Raw genomic sequence first — 16,664 nt, 5'->3', positions numbered from 1 at the left:
AAACAAGACACACTATCGAGATCTCAAACAACACACCCAGCACCCCGACTACCGGAGGAACGAATCCTCTGGCGTCGCCGTGCGGCGCTCGAAGAACTTAGCAGGCGAATTCGCCGCCGTCAAACCCGGGACTTGTGATCCCAGCCTCTCAGGGCACCTCATTCGCACCGTCGAGTTCCTCGGTCCCCACAGGCCTCACGGCTCGTGGCGACAGACGAGTACTTAACCAGCATCCACCGACGGGGTCAACCTGAGGCGACGTGACCTCCCACACGGGAGGTGCCGACGTCGAGGGCCTAAGGTCCCCGTCCCGCAGAGAGGGCTGACGTCTGCGATCGGGCCGGTCTGGGACGTGTGGCTCAGACCGGCCCGATCGTGGGCAGCAGGTGCCACAAGGCGGGACCGGGAGCACGCCAGCCCGGGCGGGACCACCGGTCTCACGAGGGCAGGCGGAGCATGCCGTAGCCCAGCAGCTCCCGGGCGTCAGCCACCATCCGGGCCCGCACCTCCTGGGGATCCGCCCCGGTCAGGGCCGCGACCGCCTCGGCGACCTGCCCCACGCCCAGCTCCCCGTCAGCCACCCCGGCAAGGGCCGCCATGGTCGTCCCCGCCTGCACCACGCGCCCCAGGCCGCCCCCCTGGCGCAGGAGGATGAGACGGGGCTCGGTCTCCCCCGGCGTCAGGTAGCGCTCCTCGGTGACGTCCGGGGCGGTCAGCGGGCGCAGGCGGGCGACCTCGGCGTCGTCCATGGACGCCAGGCGGTCCCGGACCTCGATCACCTCGGCCACGTGGCTCCCCAGGGCCCCGCTGCCCCTGGTGCCCACCTCCTCCAGCACCCGCCACGGGCGGCGCCCGCCCGGGGGCTCAGACGCCAGCGCGCTCCCCGCCGCCCCCGCGGCCGCCGACCCGCTGAGGCCGGGCGGCACCGGGGCTGCGGCGGCACCGGGCGCCCCTGCCCGGCCGGGTGGTGCCGGGCGGTGCAGGACCAGGTATCCCAGGCCCACACCCCTGACCCCGCGGGCCTCGAAGTCCTCCACCCAGGCGCCCAGGGCGGCCTCGAACCCCGTCAGGTCGCGCTCCGGCGTCATCCCGCCGTCACGCAGCCACGTGGTGGCGTACTGGACCGGGTCCTGGAGGTCGCGCTGGACGACCCAGGCGTCCACGTCCTGCGGCAGCCAGGTGCTCACGCGCTCACGCCAGTCATGCCCGGCGTGGTGCTCCCAGTTGCCGAGCATGACCAGGGTGCCGCCCTCGCGCAGGAGCCCGGCCAGGCCCGGCACGAGCACCGGCAGCACCGGGGCGCCGGCGTCGCGGTACTCCATGAGGGGCAGGCCGGCCTGGCGCACAGCGGGTGGGGTGATGACAAAGGGCGGGTTGGTGGCAATGAGGTCAAAGCGCTCCCCCGCCAGGGGCTCCAGGAAGGAGCCCTGACGCAGGTCGAGCCGCTCAGGTCCCACCCCGGCCAGGGCGGTGTTGAACGAGGTAAAGGCCAGGGCGCGCGCCGAGACGTCGGTGGCCACCACCTGCTCGCAGTGACGCAGCAGGTAGAGGGTCTGGATGCCGCAGCCGCAGCCCAGGTCCAGGGCCCGCCCTACAGGCCGCCGGGGCGTCAGGCCGGCCAGGGTCAGCCCCGCCCTGCCGATCCCCAGGACGTGGTCGGGGGCCAGCTCCCGCCCGGTGACGAGCTCGCCGACGTCGGAGGCCACCCACCAGCGAACCTCGCCGACGTCGTCGACCGCCTCGTGGGGGCGCAGGTCCACCAGGGGGCGCACCAGGCCCTGGGTGTCAGGGGCGTCCACCAGGCCCGTCGCGCGGGCGCCCGTCGCACCGGTACGGGGCAGGGCGACGTCGAGGGCGGCGGCGGGTACCGGCTCACCGAGCATGAACAGGGCGGTGAGGACCGCCGTCGGCGCGGCCGCGGGAGCGGGACGGGCCTGCGCGCCGGGCATGCCGGGCGCGTCCCCCGGCGCCCTGCCGCCACCTGGCACCTCGTCCGGCGCCCTGCCGCCAGACGTCGCCCGACCGCCCGGTGCCGTCCGGGCCCGGGGCGCGGGGCCACCGCGACTGCCCTCCGGCGCCGACGCACCAGTGCCCGGCAGGGCGTCCTGGGGGACCTCGTCCGGTGCCCCGGCAGCACGTGGTTCACGACGGGCCGGGCGCGGGGGCCTGCCTGTGGCCGGCGCCCCGGCCAGGCCGAGCTCCTTGAGCGTGCGGCGCAGGACCCGCAGGGCGGGCAGGCGGACCTCACGATCCAGGGCGGCCTCGGCCACCGGCCCCAGGAGCGCCGCCACCGTCTCCACGCCCCAGCCGCTGTCCTCGAGGTCGGCACGCAGGGCGGCGGCCTGTGCGCAGGTCAGGGTGGGAGGCGGCGGGCTGGTGCGGGTCGACGGGGAGCGGGAGGAGCGCGTCATACCCTGACGCTACCGCCGCCCCTACCTCAGGGCTCCAGAGGGTCGATGACGGTCAGGCCGCGCCCGCGGGCGGCGTTAAGGAGCCGGGCGTCATGGGTGAGCACGGTGACCGGGTCGCGCGGGTCGTCAAGAAGCAGCGCGGTGGCCAGGTGGATGGCGTCAAGGGACTTCAGCTCCCCGGTCAGGTCACAGGCGCCCTCCACGACCTCACTGCTAATACCGATAAGGTGGATCTCGTCCAGGATCTCGTAGACGCGGCTCAGAGCGGTCCTGGTTCTCCGCGCCATGCGTACGAGCTCGATCCTCAGGAGCACGGACGAGGCGACCCTTGAGCGGTTGCTCGCCTCCTCAAGGATCCTGTGCGCCTGGTCAGCGCCCTCCTGGTCCAGGAGAGACAGTGCGACGAAGGACGTATCAAGATAGAACACTGAGATCGATCTCCTCACGGTCCTCATCAAGGAGCTGCTGAAGCGTCACACCCTCAGGAAGATCCCAGGCCCTCCAGCGGACGTGTCCGCTTCTTCTCGCTGGACGCACCTCCCCCTCACGCAGCAGGCGCTCGTAAGGGGTCTCGCTGGTACGGATCGGAATGATCTGGGCAATGGGGTGGCCCTGGTCAGTCACCGTCACGGGCACGCCGGTCGCCTCGACCTGCCGGTAGATCTCCTCGGCCCGCTGGTCGGCCTCGCGAATACTGACGGTCTGCGGGGAGGGCTCAGACGGCTCCCCCGCCACCGGTCTGGATACGGTCTCAGCACTCATGAGCCTATTCTATGCCAGGTGCTCGGCTAAGAGGGTTGGTTAAGGCTGTCGTGCACCTGTCTGCCCGGGTGCGGGTGGGCCAGGGTCGATGCTGGCCAGATTGCCGCCGCGTTGCCTGCCCGGGTGCGGGTGGGCCAGGGCGTAGCCGACGGCGGGCTCCTGGGCCGCGAGCCCTGCCCGGGCACCGGGGCTGTGGGCAGCCTGCAGTCACACGTCCCCGGCACCCGGGCACGTGGCCGGGTGCCGAGGACTACGGGGGCACCACGGACGACCTCACCCCGGCCCCGGGCACGTGGCCGGGACCCGGGCAGGGCTCGTGGACTGGACGGCGAGGAGCAGCCGGTCACCGGGTGCTGGCGGTGCGTCTTAGGCGGGCCGGTAGGTGAACCGCTCCCAGCCCAGGGCCTCAATGCGTCCGGCCAGGCGCTCACAGGCGGCGTCCCAGCCCGCGGCCGTGACCGCGAAGTCGCCGGTCGTGCCCTGGCCGCGCGCCTGCTGGAGGGCGTAGACGCGCGCCCCGGCGGCGTGGACCCGGCAGGCCACCTCGTAGGCGTCGCGCGCCGTGACGTCCCCGGGGACCACGGTGGTGCGCACCTCGAAGGTGAGGTCCGACGGCGTCGCGCCCGCCCCGGACGGCTCCGACGCGCCACCCGCGGGCCCGGGCGGTACACGCAGCCCGGGCAGCTGATCGTCGCGGCCACCCCCCGCGGGCCCGGGTGCGACGTCCCGCGGAGCTCCCTGGGACCCGGGGGGGCCACCCCCTGCGGTCCCGGGGCGAGCGGAGGCGCCGGCCTGCGCGTCAATGAGGATCCTCAGGCACTCCCAGGCCCGCTCACCGGCGCGCTGGCGCCCCACCACCTGCGGGTAGCTGTCGGGCAGGGCCTTGACGTCCAGGCCCACCCAGTCCACGAGCCCGGCCGCCAGGACGTCCGCCAGCCTGCGCGGGTAGACCCCGGCCGTGTGCAGCCCGACGGCGAAGCCCGCCCGGCGCACCTCGGCGGCGGCGTCGGCCAAGGCGTCCTGGCGCAGCGCCTCCCCCCCGGTGAAGACGACGCCGTCGAGCAGCCGCCGACGCCTGGCCAGCAGGTCACGCACCTCCTGCCACGCCACCAGCCCCGGCACCCGCACCGGGATGAGCGCCTGGTTGTGGCAGTAGAAGCAGTTCCAGGGGCAGCCCTGGAGGAACACGGTGGCGGTGAGGTGGTCGGGCCAGTCCACGGTGGACATGGGTACCAGCCCGGCGATCACCAGGTCGTCGGCCGCACGCGGCCGCTGGCGAGCGGGCGCCCGCGAGACCAGCATGCGGTCTCACGCGCTCACGGCACTCAGGCGCGAGACGGCGGGGCCGTGGGAGCCGGCGGCGTCCTCGGTGAACATCTGCCGCTCGGCGTACTCGCCCTTCTTGCCGATATTGAAGGAGCGCACGGGGCGGAAGTAGCCCATGACGCGCGTCCACACCTCGCACTCGACCGGCTCGGCACCCGGGTGCAGCGCCGCGCACTTCTCGCAGGTCTTGTGCTCCCCGGCCAGGTAGCCATGGACGGGGCAGATGGAGAAGGTGGGCGTAATGGTGATGTAGGGGGTGCGGAAGGCGGTCAGGGAACGGCGGACGATCTCCTTGCAGGCCCTGGCCGAGGAGAGGCGCTCGTTCATGTACAGGTGCAGGACCGTGCCGCCGGTGTACTTGGTCTGGAGCTCCTCCTGCATCTCCTGGGCCTCAAAGGGGTCGTCGGTGTAGGCCACCGGCAGCTGGGAGGAGTTCGTGTAGTAGGGGTTGGTCTCGGTGCCCGCCTGGAGGATACCGGGGTAGCGCTTGCGGTCCTCCTTGGCGAACCGGTAGGTGGTGCCCTCGGCGGGAGTGGCCTCCAGGTTGTACAGGTGCCCGGTGGCCTCCTGGAACTCCACCATCTTGCCGCGCACGTGGTCCAGGAGGCGCACGCACATGGCGTGGCCGCGCGGGTCGGTAATGTCGTAGCCGCCGTCGGGCTCGTGGCGCGTGAAGTTACGGACCATCTCGTTCATGCCGTTGACGCCGATGGTGGAGAAGTGGTTGTCCAGGGTCCCCAGGTAGCGCTTGGTGAAGGGGAACAGCCCGGCGTCAATGTGGTGCTGGATGACGTCGCGCTTGAGCTCCAGGGTGTCGCGGCCGATCTCCATGAGCTCGTCCAGGCGGGCGGTCAGGGCGGCCTCGTCCTGCGCGTACAGGTAGCCCAGGCGGGCCATGTTCACGGTGACCACGCCCACGCTGCCGGTCTGCTCGGCGGAGCCGAACAGCCCGTTCCCGCGCTTGAGCAGCTCACGCAGGTCCAGCTGGAGCCGGCAGCACATGGAGCGGATCATCCCGGGGTCCAGCTCCGAGTTAATGAAGTTCTGGAAGTAGGGCAGGCCGTACTTCGCGGTCATGGTGAACAGGAGGTCGGCGTTGGGGGTGTCCCAGTCGAAGTCCTTGGTAATGTTGTAGGTGGGGATGGGGAAGGTGAAGACGCGCCCGTCGGCGTCGCCCGCGGTCATGACCTCCATAAAGGCGCGGTTGATAACCGCCATCTCCGGGGCGAGGTCGCCGTAGGTGAAGTCGCAGAGCTCGTCGCCAATAAGGGGGTGCTCGTCGGCGAGGTCGTCCGGGCAGGTCCAGTCAAAGGTGAGGTTGGTGAAGGGCGTCTGGGTTCCCCAGCGGGAGGGCACGTTGAGGTTGAAGATGAGCTCCTGCATGCACTGCTTGACCTGCTCGTAGGTCATGGAGTCCAGGCGGACGAAGGGCGCCATGTAGGTGTCGAAGGAGGAGAACGCCTGCGCCCCGGCCCACTCGTTCTGCAGGGTGCCCAGGAAGTTGACGATCTGTCCGACGGCGGAGGAGAAGTGCCTGGCGGGCCCGGCGGCAATGGCGCCGGGAACGCCGTTGAAGCCCTGCTGGAGCAGGTTCTTCAGCGACCAGCCGGCGCAGTACCCGGCGAACATGTCCAGGTCGTGGATGTGCAGGTCGCCATTGCGGTGGGCCTGCCCGGCGACGGCGGGGTAGACGTGGCTCAGCCAGTAGTTGGCCACCACCTTGCCGGAGGTGTTGAGCATCATCCCGCCCAGGGAGTAGCCCTGGTTGGCGTTGGCGTTGACGCGCCAGTCGGAGCGGTCCAGGTACTCGGTGATGGTGGCACCGGGGTCAATGGTGGGGCGCTCGCCCTGGGCGACGGCGCAGGCCGCCGAGGCGGGGGCGGCAGGGGCGCCGGGTGCGGGTCCGTCAGCGACCGGGCCGGCCGCGGGAGCGGGCACGCCGGTGTCAGGTACGGCAGCCTGCGCCTGGGCGGCGTCGGGGGCGGCAGGGCTGGTGCTGACGGGAACGGACACTGGACTCTCCATCACTCGGCGGTTGTTCACGACGTCTCGCGGAAGCCCCCGGGACCCGGGGGGCGACGGGAGCGACCATACCCCATGTGAGGCCGCTTCACCACAGCATATAGGGGGAGTCCACATGGTGGACCACAACATGTTGTGGTCCCATCGAGACATATCGCATCGATAACCGGTACTTTCCCCCGGCGTTCCGCGCTGGCGCAGACCTTGGTCCTAGTGGCACGCGGTGCCGTGGGACCGGCCCGGACCACCCGCCCGGCGTGTCGGCTCCCTGAGGCCGGGCGGGCCCTGAGGGTGTGGAGGCGGCAGCTCCTCGAACAGGGCCATGGTGGCCGGGTCGGGCGGACTCGCGGAGCGCGGACGCGGCTCTCCACGGCGACCCGCACCCCGTCATCCCTGTGGGGCGCGGAGGCGGTGCCCTGACGCCGCGGTAGTGCTCCGGCAGGCCCGGCGGCCCTACCCGCTCCGGGACAGGGGAGCGCCCGGGGTGGCGTGGTGCGTAACCAGCAGGGCCCGCCCTACCCGCTCCGGGACAGGGGGTCGACCTCCACCGGGCCGGCCCTCGCCCTCGCCCCGGCCGTACGGGGCACCCCCAGGATCCGGATCCGCACGACCACGTCCACCGTCACGTCCTCGCCGTCGACCTGGCAGCCAGTCAGCTCCGCCCCGTTGGCTCGGGCGACCCTCGTCGCCACCTGGCAGGGATCGTCAGGGTGGTAGACGGAGGTCAGGGCGGTGGCCCCGGAGATCGCGGCCAGGTCGGCCGCCGCCTGCGCCCGCCCGGAGGCACTCTGGGACCTCATGAGCGCACTGGCTCCCAGGCACAGGACGAGGGCGACGGCAATGACGCCCAGGGCCAGGACGGTGCCCGACCCGTGCTCGTCCTGGACGGCACGCACCATGAGCGGGGCCTGCCCGCACCTGAGCAGGCTGCTCATGACGACTCCTCGGGCTCGGCGTAGGTGCAGGCCCGCGAGCGCGCCGTGAGCCCCAGGCCGCCCAGGGGCCCGGGCACCCGGCGCGACACGTTCACGCAGGTCAGCTCGCCGCGCTCCACGCTGACACTGACCTCCCCGGCGGCCGCGACCGCCGCGGCGGTGACGTCCTGCGACCCCAGCGCGGCCTGCCGGGCCGCCGCCCGGGCGGCCTGGGTGACCCGCAGCTGGGTGACCCCGGCGCTCACGGCCGCCAGGACGAGCAGGAGGACCAGGACCACGGCTGGCATGGCCAGGGCCAGCTCCGCCGTCGCCATACCGGCCTCACCCCGGCCACGGCGGGAGCGTGCGGACGCACCCGGCGCACTCCGCCCGCCCCGCCACCGGCGCGCGACGCGCCGGGAGCCAGCCGGTCCGCCGGCCCCCGGGCCGGTCCCCGGGCCAGGCCTCGGGTCGGTCCCTGGGCCAGGACCCGGGCCAGCCCCCCGGCGCGCGCACCGCCCAGGACCGTACCGGGGGCCCACGAGCCAGTGCCTCACCACCCACACCAGGACCACCTCAGCCCACGGAGAGCGCGGACTCGATAATGGACTGGAGGGTGGCGCGCAGGCCCCCCGAGCGCATAATCGCCAGGAGGAGGCCGGCGAACGCGGCGGCGGCAAGGGTCCCGATGGCGTACTCCGCCGTCGCCATACCCGCCTCACCACCGGGGTCCGGGCTCCCGTCCGGACCGGTCCGCGAGGCGGGGGGCATAGAGGCGGGGGACGTACGGCCGGCGGGGTGGGCCAGGGCCAGGGCGGACCGCACGGTGGTCGCAGTGTGCCTGAGAGTGATCATTGTGGTGCTCCTTCACTGTGGGAGGGCCCGGGCGCCGGGCTGGCGCCGGCCCGGCACGCCGTCGGCCCGTGCGGGAGGTTCCCGCCCCACCAGCGTGGAGGAGCGCGTCCCCTGGCCGTTTTGTCCCCCGTTTGTCCTGTGGACAAACTGTCCGCACCCGCCCCCTGTGTGCTGAGCGACCGGCGAGGGGCAGAGGTTCGTGTTCCGGGGCGTGGAACCTGGCCCCTGTGCGCTGGGCGCCCCCTGGGACGACGCCGTCCACCGGCCTGCCCGCCGCGCCCGTCGTGCGTCCCTACGCCCCCTCCCGCCCGGTGGCAGGTAGCCTGCAAAGCACCCTGGGACCTGCGCCCTTCCTGCTGAACCGGCCCGACGCCGTCTTCGACAGGGCCACCGCAGCCCGACCCGCCGGTGCCCCGCCACCGGCCCCGCCCGACGGCTCCCAGCCGGACGGCCGGGAACCAGGGCACCCGCCCAGAAAGGAGTAGGTCGTGGGACCGGTCTTCCTCTCCCTGTTCTCTATCACGGTGGTCGCCTTCCTCGCGCCCCTGGTCTCCCTGTCCGTACCCCACCGGATCGTGCCCGAGACCGTCCTGCTCATTATCGGCGGCGTACTCATCGGCCCCTCCGGGCTGGGGGCAGCCGCCGCCCTGACCCCGATCGAGTTCCTCAAGGAGCTGGGCGTGGCCTTCCTGTTCCTCATGGCCGGCTACGAGATCGACGTCAACGAGCTGCGTGGCTCCGGGGGACGGCACGCGGTGGTGGCCTGGCTGGGCTCCCTGACCCTGGCCTTCGCGGCGGTGGCCCTCATCGGGGTCAGCGGCGGGGTCCTGTCCGCCAACGGCATCGCCATCGCCATCGCCATGACCTCCACGGCGATCGGCACGATCCTGCCGATCCTGCGTGAGCGCGGGCTCCTGTCCACGGCGGTGGGCACCTCCATCCTCAACCACGGGGCGGTCGGGGAGGTGGGCCCGGTCGTCCTCATGGCCCTCCTGCTGGGATCCCGCTCCACCTGGGCCAGCCTGGCGATCCTCCTCCTGTTCGGCGTCATCACCCTGCTCATCCTGCGTTTCACCGCCCAGGTCCAGCGGGTGGGGCGCCGCCTCGTCCGCGCGATCCAGATCGGCGGGTCCACGACGGCGCAGACCACCATCCGCGTCACCGTGCTGCTGCTGGTGGGGCTGTGCGCGCTCGCGGAGGCGTTCAACCTCGACGTGGTGCTGGGGGCCTTCGCGGCCGGGTTCATCCTGCGCTACGCCCTGCCGGACGGGAACCAGGAGTTCGAGCAGAAGCTTGACGGCCTGGCTTACGGGTTCTTCGTGCCGATCTTCTTCGTGGTCTCGGGTATGGGGATCACGGTGAGTATGTCAGCCAGCTCGCTCAGGGGTCTGGGGGCCTTCCTCCTGCTGCTGGTCCTGGTGCGGGGCCTGCCGGTGTGGGCGGGGGCGTTCCTGGAGCGGCGCCGGGACGGCTCGCGCGCCTACGACCTGCGCCAGTCCCTGCAGATCGCCGTGTACTCCACCACGGCGCTGCCCATTATCGTGGCCGTCACCCAGGTGGCCGTCAACGCGGGGGCAATGAGCCGGTCCTTCGCCTCCACCCTGGTGCTGGCGGGGGTGGTCTCGGTCCTGGTCATGCCGACCCTGGGGCTGGCCCTGGGCAGCCAGAAGGACAAGGTGCCCGCCAATGAGGCCCTGGGCGTGGTGCAGGGTCCCGCGCCGCACCCCCACGACGGGCGCGCCGGACGGATCGAGGCGGCCGCCACCCGCCACGGCCTGACCCCTCTGGAGGCGCAGCACCTGGCTGAGCGTGTGGCCCAGATAGAGGCCGAGCGGGCGCGGTGGCGTCAGAGCGTGCGGGAGCAGATCCAGGCGCAGGTGCGGGTCCAGCACGACGCCGCCGCCCACCGCCAGAGGCTGGCCCAGCGCGAGGCGGCCCGCCAGGAGGCCGGACGACGTCGGGGCCTGGGGCGGGCCCGGGCCCTGGGCCGGGGCCTGCGTGACCGGCTGCGCCGCCCCCGCCCCCGCTCGCAGCGTCCTGACCGCCCCCGCAGCCGCCAGCGCCGTTAGGCGCCGGGGACGGGCGAGGCAGACGGCCACGTGGTCGGGAACGCGGCCGGGCCCGGGTCAATCCCCTGCCGTAGCCTGGGCGCATGCCTGTCAGGAGCACGCTGAACGACTGGCCCGCACGTGTCACCGACGAGGACGTCATCGACGTCGTCGGCACCAGGTCCTTTGAGCGGGCCCGGCGCTACCTCGCCGAGGGCCGGGTGCTGACCCTGTCAACCAGCGACGACGGGGGGATTATCTCGGGCCAGGTGCGTGGCGCGGGCGGCGTCTACGAGGCCGTCGCCATGCACGTCACCGATGAGATCCCCCGCGACGGCGCCCCGGCCGTGCTCTGGGAGGGCAGCTGCTCCTGCCCGGTCGGGTCCAACTGCAAGCACTCCGCCGCCCTCCTCATGGAGGCCCGCACCCGGGCCGGGTCCCCACGCGGTGCCGGGGCGGAGCCGCTGTGGGAACGGGACCTGGAGGCGCTCCTGACCGTCCCCCGGAGCGGCGATGCCCCCCTGGCCCTGGAGTTCTCCGAGGCGGGCACGCCGACCTGGTCACCCACCCGGGACCTGTCCGTGCGCCCCCTCATCCAGGGCAGGAACGGCTGGCTGAGGCGGGGGGCCTCCTGGGCCCAGGTGGTGGGCGGCAAGCTGGAGGGACGGGCCGTCAGCGCCCAGCTGGGGATCCTCTGCGAGATCGCCACCATGGTGCCCACGGACCTCTCCTCCCAGGACTCCCGGATCCTCCTCCACCAGGCGCCCGACCGTATCTGGGAGGTGCTCGCCCGCGGGGCCGCGCTGGGGCTGACCCTGACCACCGCGCAGCACGGTGGGAGCCCGGTGAGGATCCGGCCGGGGACGGTGCTGAACCTGGACCTGTCCCAGGGGGCCGACGGCGCCTACACGCTCGCCCCGTACGTGGACCTGTCCGGGGTGGACCTGGGGGCGGCCGAGGACGTCCTGGCCGACCTCGCCCAGGAGGCGGGCGAGGACGAGGTGCCTCCCCGCAGGACGGCCTGGGGTGAGGAGCCCACCGGCCGCGCCCTGGCCCGTCGGCTGGCCAGCACCGGCGGCCTGCCCCTGAGGCCCGTGGGCTCCCCGGTCCACGCGCTGGTGGCCCGGGGCCTGGGCGGTGAGCTCCTCATCCTCCCGCTGGACCCGCCGCCGAGCAGCGTCGTCTCCCGGCTGCTGGTCAACCGGCCCGGTGGGGTCGTGATCCCGGCCGAGGACGTCCCCCACTTCCAGGAGCGGTACCTGGACCCCCTGCGACGCGCGGTGCCCGGCCTACGGGTGGACCGGGCCGTGGACCTGCCCGAGCCGGTCACCCTGCGGGCGGTCCTGCGCATTCGGGTCGAGGGCGCCACGCACCGCTCCCACCTGACCTGGCTCATGCGCTATTCCACAGGCTCCGGGGTCAGGCAGGAGGTGGAGGTCGGCGGCCTGACCCACCCCGGCGCTGGCGCCAGCCAGGAGGGGGGCAGGGCCCTGGACGGTCCCGGGACCGTCCGGGACGACGCCGGGACCATCCGGGACGACGCCGGAACCATCCGGGACCGCGGCGCCGAGCTGCGCCTGTCCAACCAGCTCGTCACCCTCCTCCTGCCCCTGGCCGCCGAGCACGGGCCCCTGTGGGAGGAGCGCGAGCTCACCGGGATGGCCACGGCGGTCCTGGTGTCCCGGACGCTGCCGGTGCTGCGTGAGATGGGCACCGTCCTGGCCGACGCCGGCCAGCCCTGCCTGGAGGTGGAGGTGGTGGGCGAGGTGCCTGAGTACCGTCAGGCGGACGAGCCCCCGTTGATCACCACCGACGTCACTGAGGAGGCCGACCACCCTGACTGGTTCTCCCTGCGGGTGCGCGTGAGGGTCGGCTCTGAGGAGATACCCATCACACAGCTTATGGCCGCCGTGGCCAGCGGCCAGTCGGAGATCCTCCTGGGCTCCGGGGCCTGGGTGAGCATCGACCGCCCCGAGATCCGCCAGCTGGCCCGTCTCATGGAGGAGGGGCGCCACCTGGAGGACCCGCACGCCAAGGACGGGACCATGCGCGTCTGCCCGTTCCAGGCCGGTTACTACCAGGCGCTGGTGTCCCTGGGGGTGGTCGGTCAGGCCGCTGGGCGCTGGCAGGAGGCGGTGGGACGTCTCCTGGCCGTGGCCGGGGCCGACCAGGAGGGGGGCAGCCAGGAAGGGGGCAGCCAGGAAGGAGCCGGCCAGGAGGGGGCTGAGCAGGAGCGGGACGCCGGGAGGCGGGAGGGAGCTGGAGGCGGGGATCTCATTGACGTGCCCTTGCCGTCGGGCCTGGTGGCGACGCTGCGCCCCTACCAGGTCGAGGGCTACCGCTGGCTGAACCTCCTGCGCTCCCACGGCCTGGGCGGGATCCTGGCCGACGACATGGGCCTGGGCAAGACCCTCCAGGTCCTGGCCGCCGTCCAGCGCATGGTCGAGGAGCGTCAGGCCGGCCGGGACACCACAACCAGCAACCCGGACACCACAGCCAACCCGGACCGGGACGAGCGCGCCCCGGTGCTGGTGGTGGCCCCCACCAGCGTGGTCGGCTCCTGGCTGGAGCAGGCGGCCCGCTTCTGCCCGGGTCTGCGCGTGGTGGCGGCGAGGCGGACGTCGGCCAGGCGGGGCGTCGCCGTCAGCGAGGTGGCGGCCGGGGCGGACGTGGTGGTCACGAGCTACACGATCGTGCGGATGGAGGAGAAGAGCTTCGCCGCCCAGCCCTGGTCCTGGGTGGTCCTGGACGAGGCGCAGTTCGTCAAGAACCACACCTCGGCCACCTACAAGGCGGTGCGGCGTCTGAGGGCGCCCTCGACGGTGGGGATCACGGGCACGCCCCTGGAGAACTCCCTCATGGACCTGTGGTCCCTGCTGTCCGCGACGGCACCGGGGCTGCTGCCGGGACCGGAGCGTTTCGCGGCCCTCTACCGGCGTCCTATTGAGCGGGGCAGCACCGAGAGGCTGGAGAGCCTGAGGACGCGGGTGCGGCCCTTTGTGCTGCGCCGCACTAAGGAGCAGGTGGCCGCCGACCTGCCGGAGAAGACCGAGCAGGTGCTTAGCGTGGAGCTGAGCAGCAGCCACCGCCGGGCCTACGACGTCCGCCTGGCCCGGGAGCGCCAGCGGGTCATGGGCCTGCTGGGGGAGGACTCCGCCCAGGCACGCTTCAGCGCCCTGAAGTCGCTGACCACCCTGCGGCTCATGGCGCTGGACCCCTTCCTCGTGTACGTCGCCGATACCCAGGAGCCCGACGCCGACCCGGCCACCGTCAAGCGGAGCCAGGCCGGGATGGCCAGGCAGCGGAACCGGGCCGGATGCCTGGGCCAGCGCACCCGGTCGGTCAAGGCGGACGTCCTCCTGGAGCAGCTTGAGCCGGTCGTGGCCGAGGGGCACAAGGCGCTCGTGTTCAGCCAGTTCACAAGATACCTGCGCAGTGTGGAGGAGGATCTGCGGTGTGCGGGGCTGCGTACCGCCTACCTGGACGGTACGACGACGAACCGCCAGGAGGTCATTGACTCCTTCCGTTCCGGCCAGGCGGACGTCTTCCTCATCTCCCTCAAGGCCGGGGGCTTTGGCCTGACCCTCACGGAGGCCGACTACGTCTTCCTCCTGGACCCGTGGTGGAACCCGCAGGCCGAGGCGCAGGCGGTGGACCGGGCCCACCGGATCGGCCAGGACAAGCCGGTCATGGTGTACCGCCTGGTGGCGGCGGGGACCATTGAGGAGAAGGTCATGGAGCTCAAGGCCAGGAAGGCCGAGCTGTTCACCGAGGTCGTGGAGGGCGGTGCCGACGAGGCCCTGGCGGCCGAGGCGGGCGGCCGTGCCCGCCTGACCGTCCGGGACATCCGTGAGCTCATGGAGGGCTGAGCGGGACCGGAGTGCGTCCATCTGGCGTGTGGCCTGGGGACGGTAGTCGTAGGAACAACCGTCTGCGCGGCCCTGGTTCGGTGTCGTTTCCTAGTGCTGGTGTCGGTGTCGTTCCTGGCGTCTGCGTTGTCTTGCGCGTCGGTGCTGCCAGTGTCGTTGGGCGCGGCGCTGGTAGGTGTGGGAGTAGCCGTAGACCAGGCGGGCGGTGGCGGCGGTGAGCAGCAGCGCCAGGGCGGCCTGTCCGGGAGGGATCCCGGGGCCGTGGCGTTCCGGGGGGCGCCCCTGGATGCTGACGCCCTGGTCGTAGCGTGTGCCGATGGAGTACCTGCCGGCCGTGGCGGCCATGACCGGGTGCGTCGTGGTCCAGGTGCGGAACCCGTCGGGGTCGTCGTCGGCCCTGTCGGGGTCCAGGTGCCAGTGGCCCTGGTCGTCCTGGTACATCCAGTCCGCGTTCCAGGGCCGCGGCGGCTGGTCGTCCGTCTCGTCCTCGAAGGGGTCGGGTGGCTCGAGGTAGGCCTCGTCAGGCAGGAGCCGCGTGCGGTCCATGACGAGCAGGAGCGTGTGGTACAGGTCGTAGGCGACACTGCCCCCCAGGTCCCGGCTGGTCAGGGAGGGGCCACCGGTCACGGCCCAGGCGGCCTGGGCGGGGGCGGCCGGGGGCCGCCAGGGGGCGTGCAGGTCCAGGCCGTGGAGGTCCAGGCCCTGGACCAGGGCCGTCAGCGCCACCCCGGCGGCGGGGCTCTCCTCGTCCTCGCCCACGCCCCTGCCCGTGACACACGCCGAGTACAGGTACCCCTCCAGGGTCGCCCCCCTCCCGGCGACGACCAGGAGCCAGGCGTGCGCCGCCTTCCAGGGGGTGTCCTCGGCCTGGGCCCAGGAGCCCGGCGCCCGGGCGGTGAGTGCGGCGGACAGCAGGTGACGGGCGGCCAGGACCCCCACGGCCCGTGACAGGACGGCCAGGGCGGTGTCGTCCTTGAGGACCTCGCGCAGCAGGGCGGTCACCTCGACGTCGTGGTGCCCGCTCCAGGCCACGGGCAGGGACCGGTAGAAGGGCTGGTAGCCCCTGGCGTAGTCACCGCCGGTGGCCGCGTCCCGCAGGTCGCCCACGGAGTTGGCCAGCATGACGGCGGCGGCACGGCGGGCCGGGGGCGTCCAGGTGGTGGTGTCCACCCCTGCCAGGGTGATAGTGGCCTGTTCGGTGAGCCAGGCGGCCCGGGCCTCGTAGGGGTTGGTCCGGGGCGCGGTGGGCCGGTAGCGCAGGGTGGAGGCCGAGGCCACGGCCGCGGCCAGGGCCTCCAGGCAGGCGGTCCCTGACCCCTGGGTGCGGGCGGACACCCACTCCCAGGTGGTGGCGTCCACCCTGGTGGCCAGGACCCGCCTGACCGTGTCCCTCCTGCTGGGCCCCAGGGTCCTGGGATCCGGTCCCGACACGGACGGGGCCAGGACGTCCAGGACCGTGGCGGGGGCGCGGACCGCGGCGGTCAGGACCGCGGCCAGGGGGTCGTAGAAGGAGTAGCTGGCCCTGACCTCCCGGGGCGTGTCCTCGGGGAAGTTCGAGTACCCGCCACCGGCCGTGGTGGTCAGACGCGCGTACTCAACCCACCCCACCCGCGACCCCCCAGTCGTCGCACCGGTCTCACCGGCCATCAGCCCACGAACCAGGGACGCCAGGAACTTAGGGTCCAGGGCCAGGGGATCCCGGGAACCCCGGGAACCCGACCGCCCGCTACTGGCACCCGGGGCCTGGCCGGTCGCAGCACCCGGGGCCTGGTCCCCGGCCCCAGCAGCCTGGCCGTCACCAGCATCTGGGGTCTGGGTGCCGGCGGCAGCGGTGGTCAGGGGGTCCTGGTCGGCGGTCAGCAGGCGCCTGAACCCCACCGGGAGCAGGAGGGTGTCGGCCTCGGCCAGGTCACCCGTGGTGGTGACCAGGGACGCCAGATCCCGGGCCAGGGCCTCACGGCGCCCCTCGTCCCACAAGGGCGAGGCGGTAGCCGTGGCCAGCAGGGACGTCCACGTACACGCCACCGGCACACCCGGACCCGTGCTACCGGTACCGCTCCCACCAGAGCCCACCCGACCCGTGACACCACTGCCCCCCGCCGGCAGGTGCGCCGCCACACGCACCAGGGCCCGTGCTCCCAGGGCGTCGACCAGGGTGGTGGCGTAGGCACCCCCACCCACACGCGACGCCACACGCTCACCAACCACCCGCGCCAGGGCCGCGTAGTCACCCCCCTCCAGGGCCCCAGCCAGCACGACGGCATCCCCACGGGCGGCGTCGGCACTATCAGCACCCGTGCTGGCAGTATGACCAGCACCCGGACCACCAGGCCGGTCACAGACCCCACCACCCAGGCCACCCGGAGCCGGGGAACCGGTAGCACCGTCCCTACCGTCTGTACCAGGGGCCGTGACCGGGTCCCCACCCAGACCACCCGCACCAACGGTCCCAGTAGC

General features: G+C 73.0%; 11 protein-coding genes. 2 read left to right on the top strand and 9 right to left on the bottom strand.

Features of this window, described 5'->3' with window-relative positions:
- Positions 1 to 437: 437 nt before the first annotated feature.
- From C3V41_RS09800 to C3V41_RS09760, 8 genes are all read right to left on the bottom strand, one after another.
- The gene (locus C3V41_RS09800; protein WP_106110109.1) at positions 438 to 2,411 is read right to left on the bottom strand and encodes a DUF7059 domain-containing protein; all 1,974 of its coding nucleotides are present in this window, start codon (positions 2,409 to 2,411) and stop codon (positions 438 to 440) included.
- Between the two features lie 26 nt (positions 2,412 to 2,437).
- The gene (locus tag C3V41_RS09795; RefSeq protein ID WP_106110108.1) at positions 2,438 to 2,839 is read right to left on the bottom strand and encodes a type II toxin-antitoxin system VapC family toxin; all 402 of its coding nucleotides are present in this window, start codon (positions 2,837 to 2,839) and stop codon (positions 2,438 to 2,440) included.
- The gene (locus tag C3V41_RS09790) at positions 2,826 to 3,173 is read right to left on the bottom strand and encodes a type II toxin-antitoxin system Phd/YefM family antitoxin (RefSeq protein ID WP_106110107.1); all 348 of its coding nucleotides are present in this window, start codon (positions 3,171 to 3,173) and stop codon (positions 2,826 to 2,828) included. The genes C3V41_RS09795 and C3V41_RS09790 overlap by 14 nt, the downstream gene beginning before the upstream one ends.
- A 366-nt stretch (positions 3,174 to 3,539) precedes the next feature.
- On the bottom strand, positions 3,540 to 4,475 hold the full coding sequence (locus C3V41_RS13890) for an anaerobic ribonucleoside-triphosphate reductase activating protein (RefSeq protein ID WP_254423561.1): 936 nt from the start codon (positions 4,473 to 4,475) through the stop codon (positions 3,540 to 3,542).
- 6 nt (positions 4,476 to 4,481) lie between these two features.
- Complete coding sequence (locus tag C3V41_RS09775) at positions 4,482 to 6,524, bottom strand: ribonucleoside triphosphate reductase (RefSeq protein ID WP_441299724.1); 2,043 nt, start codon at positions 6,522 to 6,524, stop codon at positions 4,482 to 4,484.
- Between the two features lie 512 nt (positions 6,525 to 7,036).
- Entirely contained in the window at positions 7,037 to 7,456 is a 420-nt protein-coding gene (locus C3V41_RS09770; protein WP_254423560.1) for an Rv3654c family TadE-like protein, read from the bottom strand.
- A complete protein-coding gene (locus tag C3V41_RS09765) occupies positions 7,453 to 7,770 on the bottom strand; it encodes a TadE family type IV pilus minor pilin (RefSeq protein WP_106110105.1) in 318 nt (105 codons plus the stop codon). The genes C3V41_RS09770 and C3V41_RS09765 overlap by 4 nt, the downstream gene beginning before the upstream one ends.
- A gap of 241 nt (positions 7,771 to 8,011) precedes the next feature.
- The gene (locus C3V41_RS09760) at positions 8,012 to 8,206 is read right to left on the bottom strand and encodes a DUF4244 domain-containing protein (RefSeq protein ID WP_106110791.1); all 195 of its coding nucleotides are present in this window, start codon (positions 8,204 to 8,206) and stop codon (positions 8,012 to 8,014) included.
- 572 nt (positions 8,207 to 8,778) lie between these two features.
- Between C3V41_RS09760 and C3V41_RS09755 the strand changes: the two genes are divergently transcribed.
- Positions 8,779 to 10,359 carry a cation:proton antiporter gene (locus tag C3V41_RS09755; protein ID WP_106110104.1) on the top strand — a complete coding sequence of 527 codons (1,581 nt, stop codon included), beginning with the start codon at positions 8,779 to 8,781 and terminating at the stop codon, positions 10,357 to 10,359.
- An 83-nt stretch (positions 10,360 to 10,442) separates the two neighbouring features.
- Complete coding sequence (locus tag C3V41_RS09750) at positions 10,443 to 14,207, top strand: DEAD/DEAH box helicase (protein WP_106110103.1); 3,765 nt, start codon at positions 10,443 to 10,445, stop codon at positions 14,205 to 14,207.
- Positions 14,208 to 14,297: 90 nt separating this feature from the next.
- On the opposite strand, the gene C3V41_RS09745 is transcribed toward C3V41_RS09750, so the two are convergent.
- A complete protein-coding gene (locus C3V41_RS09745; RefSeq protein ID WP_106110102.1) occupies positions 14,298 to 16,463 on the bottom strand; it encodes a hypothetical protein in 2,166 nt (721 codons plus the stop codon).
- Positions 16,464 to 16,664 lie beyond the last annotated feature (201 nt).

The sequence above is a fragment of the Actinomyces sp. oral taxon 897 genome (genome assembly GCF_002999235.1).
In the GTDB taxonomy this organism is placed as follows: Bacteria; Actinomycetota; Actinomycetes; order Actinomycetales; family Actinomycetaceae; genus Actinomyces.
The sequence above is the reverse complement of the archived record's forward strand: the minus strand, read 5'-3'. Positions and strand labels throughout refer to the sequence as shown.

Bases quoted from the DNA above. Each gene is read 5' to 3' on its own strand.
- C3V41_RS09800 (WP_106110109.1), bottom strand. From the start codon at position 2,411: ATGACGCGCTCCTCCCGCTCCCCGTCGACCCGCACCAGCCCGCCGCCT.
- C3V41_RS09790 (WP_106110107.1), bottom strand. From the start codon at position 3,173: ATGAGTGCTGAGACCGTATCCAGACCGGTGGCGGGGGAGCCGTCTGAG.
- C3V41_RS13890 (WP_254423561.1), bottom strand. From the start codon at position 4,475: ATGCTGGTCTCGCGGGCGCCCGCTCGCCAGCGGCCGCGTGCGGCCGAC.
- C3V41_RS09775 (WP_441299724.1), bottom strand. From the start codon at position 6,524: ATGGAGAGTCCAGTGTCCGTTCCCGTCAGCACCAGCCCTGCCGCCCCC.
- C3V41_RS09770 (WP_254423560.1), bottom strand. From the start codon at position 7,456: ATGAGCAGCCTGCTCAGGTGCGGGCAGGCCCCGCTCATGGTGCGTGCC.
- C3V41_RS09765 (WP_106110105.1), bottom strand. From the start codon at position 7,770: ATGGCGACGGCGGAGCTGGCCCTGGCCATGCCAGCCGTGGTCCTGGTC.
- C3V41_RS09760 (WP_106110791.1), bottom strand. From the start codon at position 8,206: ATGCCCCCCGCCTCGCGGACCGGTCCGGACGGGAGCCCGGACCCCGGT.
- C3V41_RS09750 (WP_106110103.1), top strand. From the start codon at position 10,443: ATGCCTGTCAGGAGCACGCTGAACGACTGGCCCGCACGTGTCACCGAC.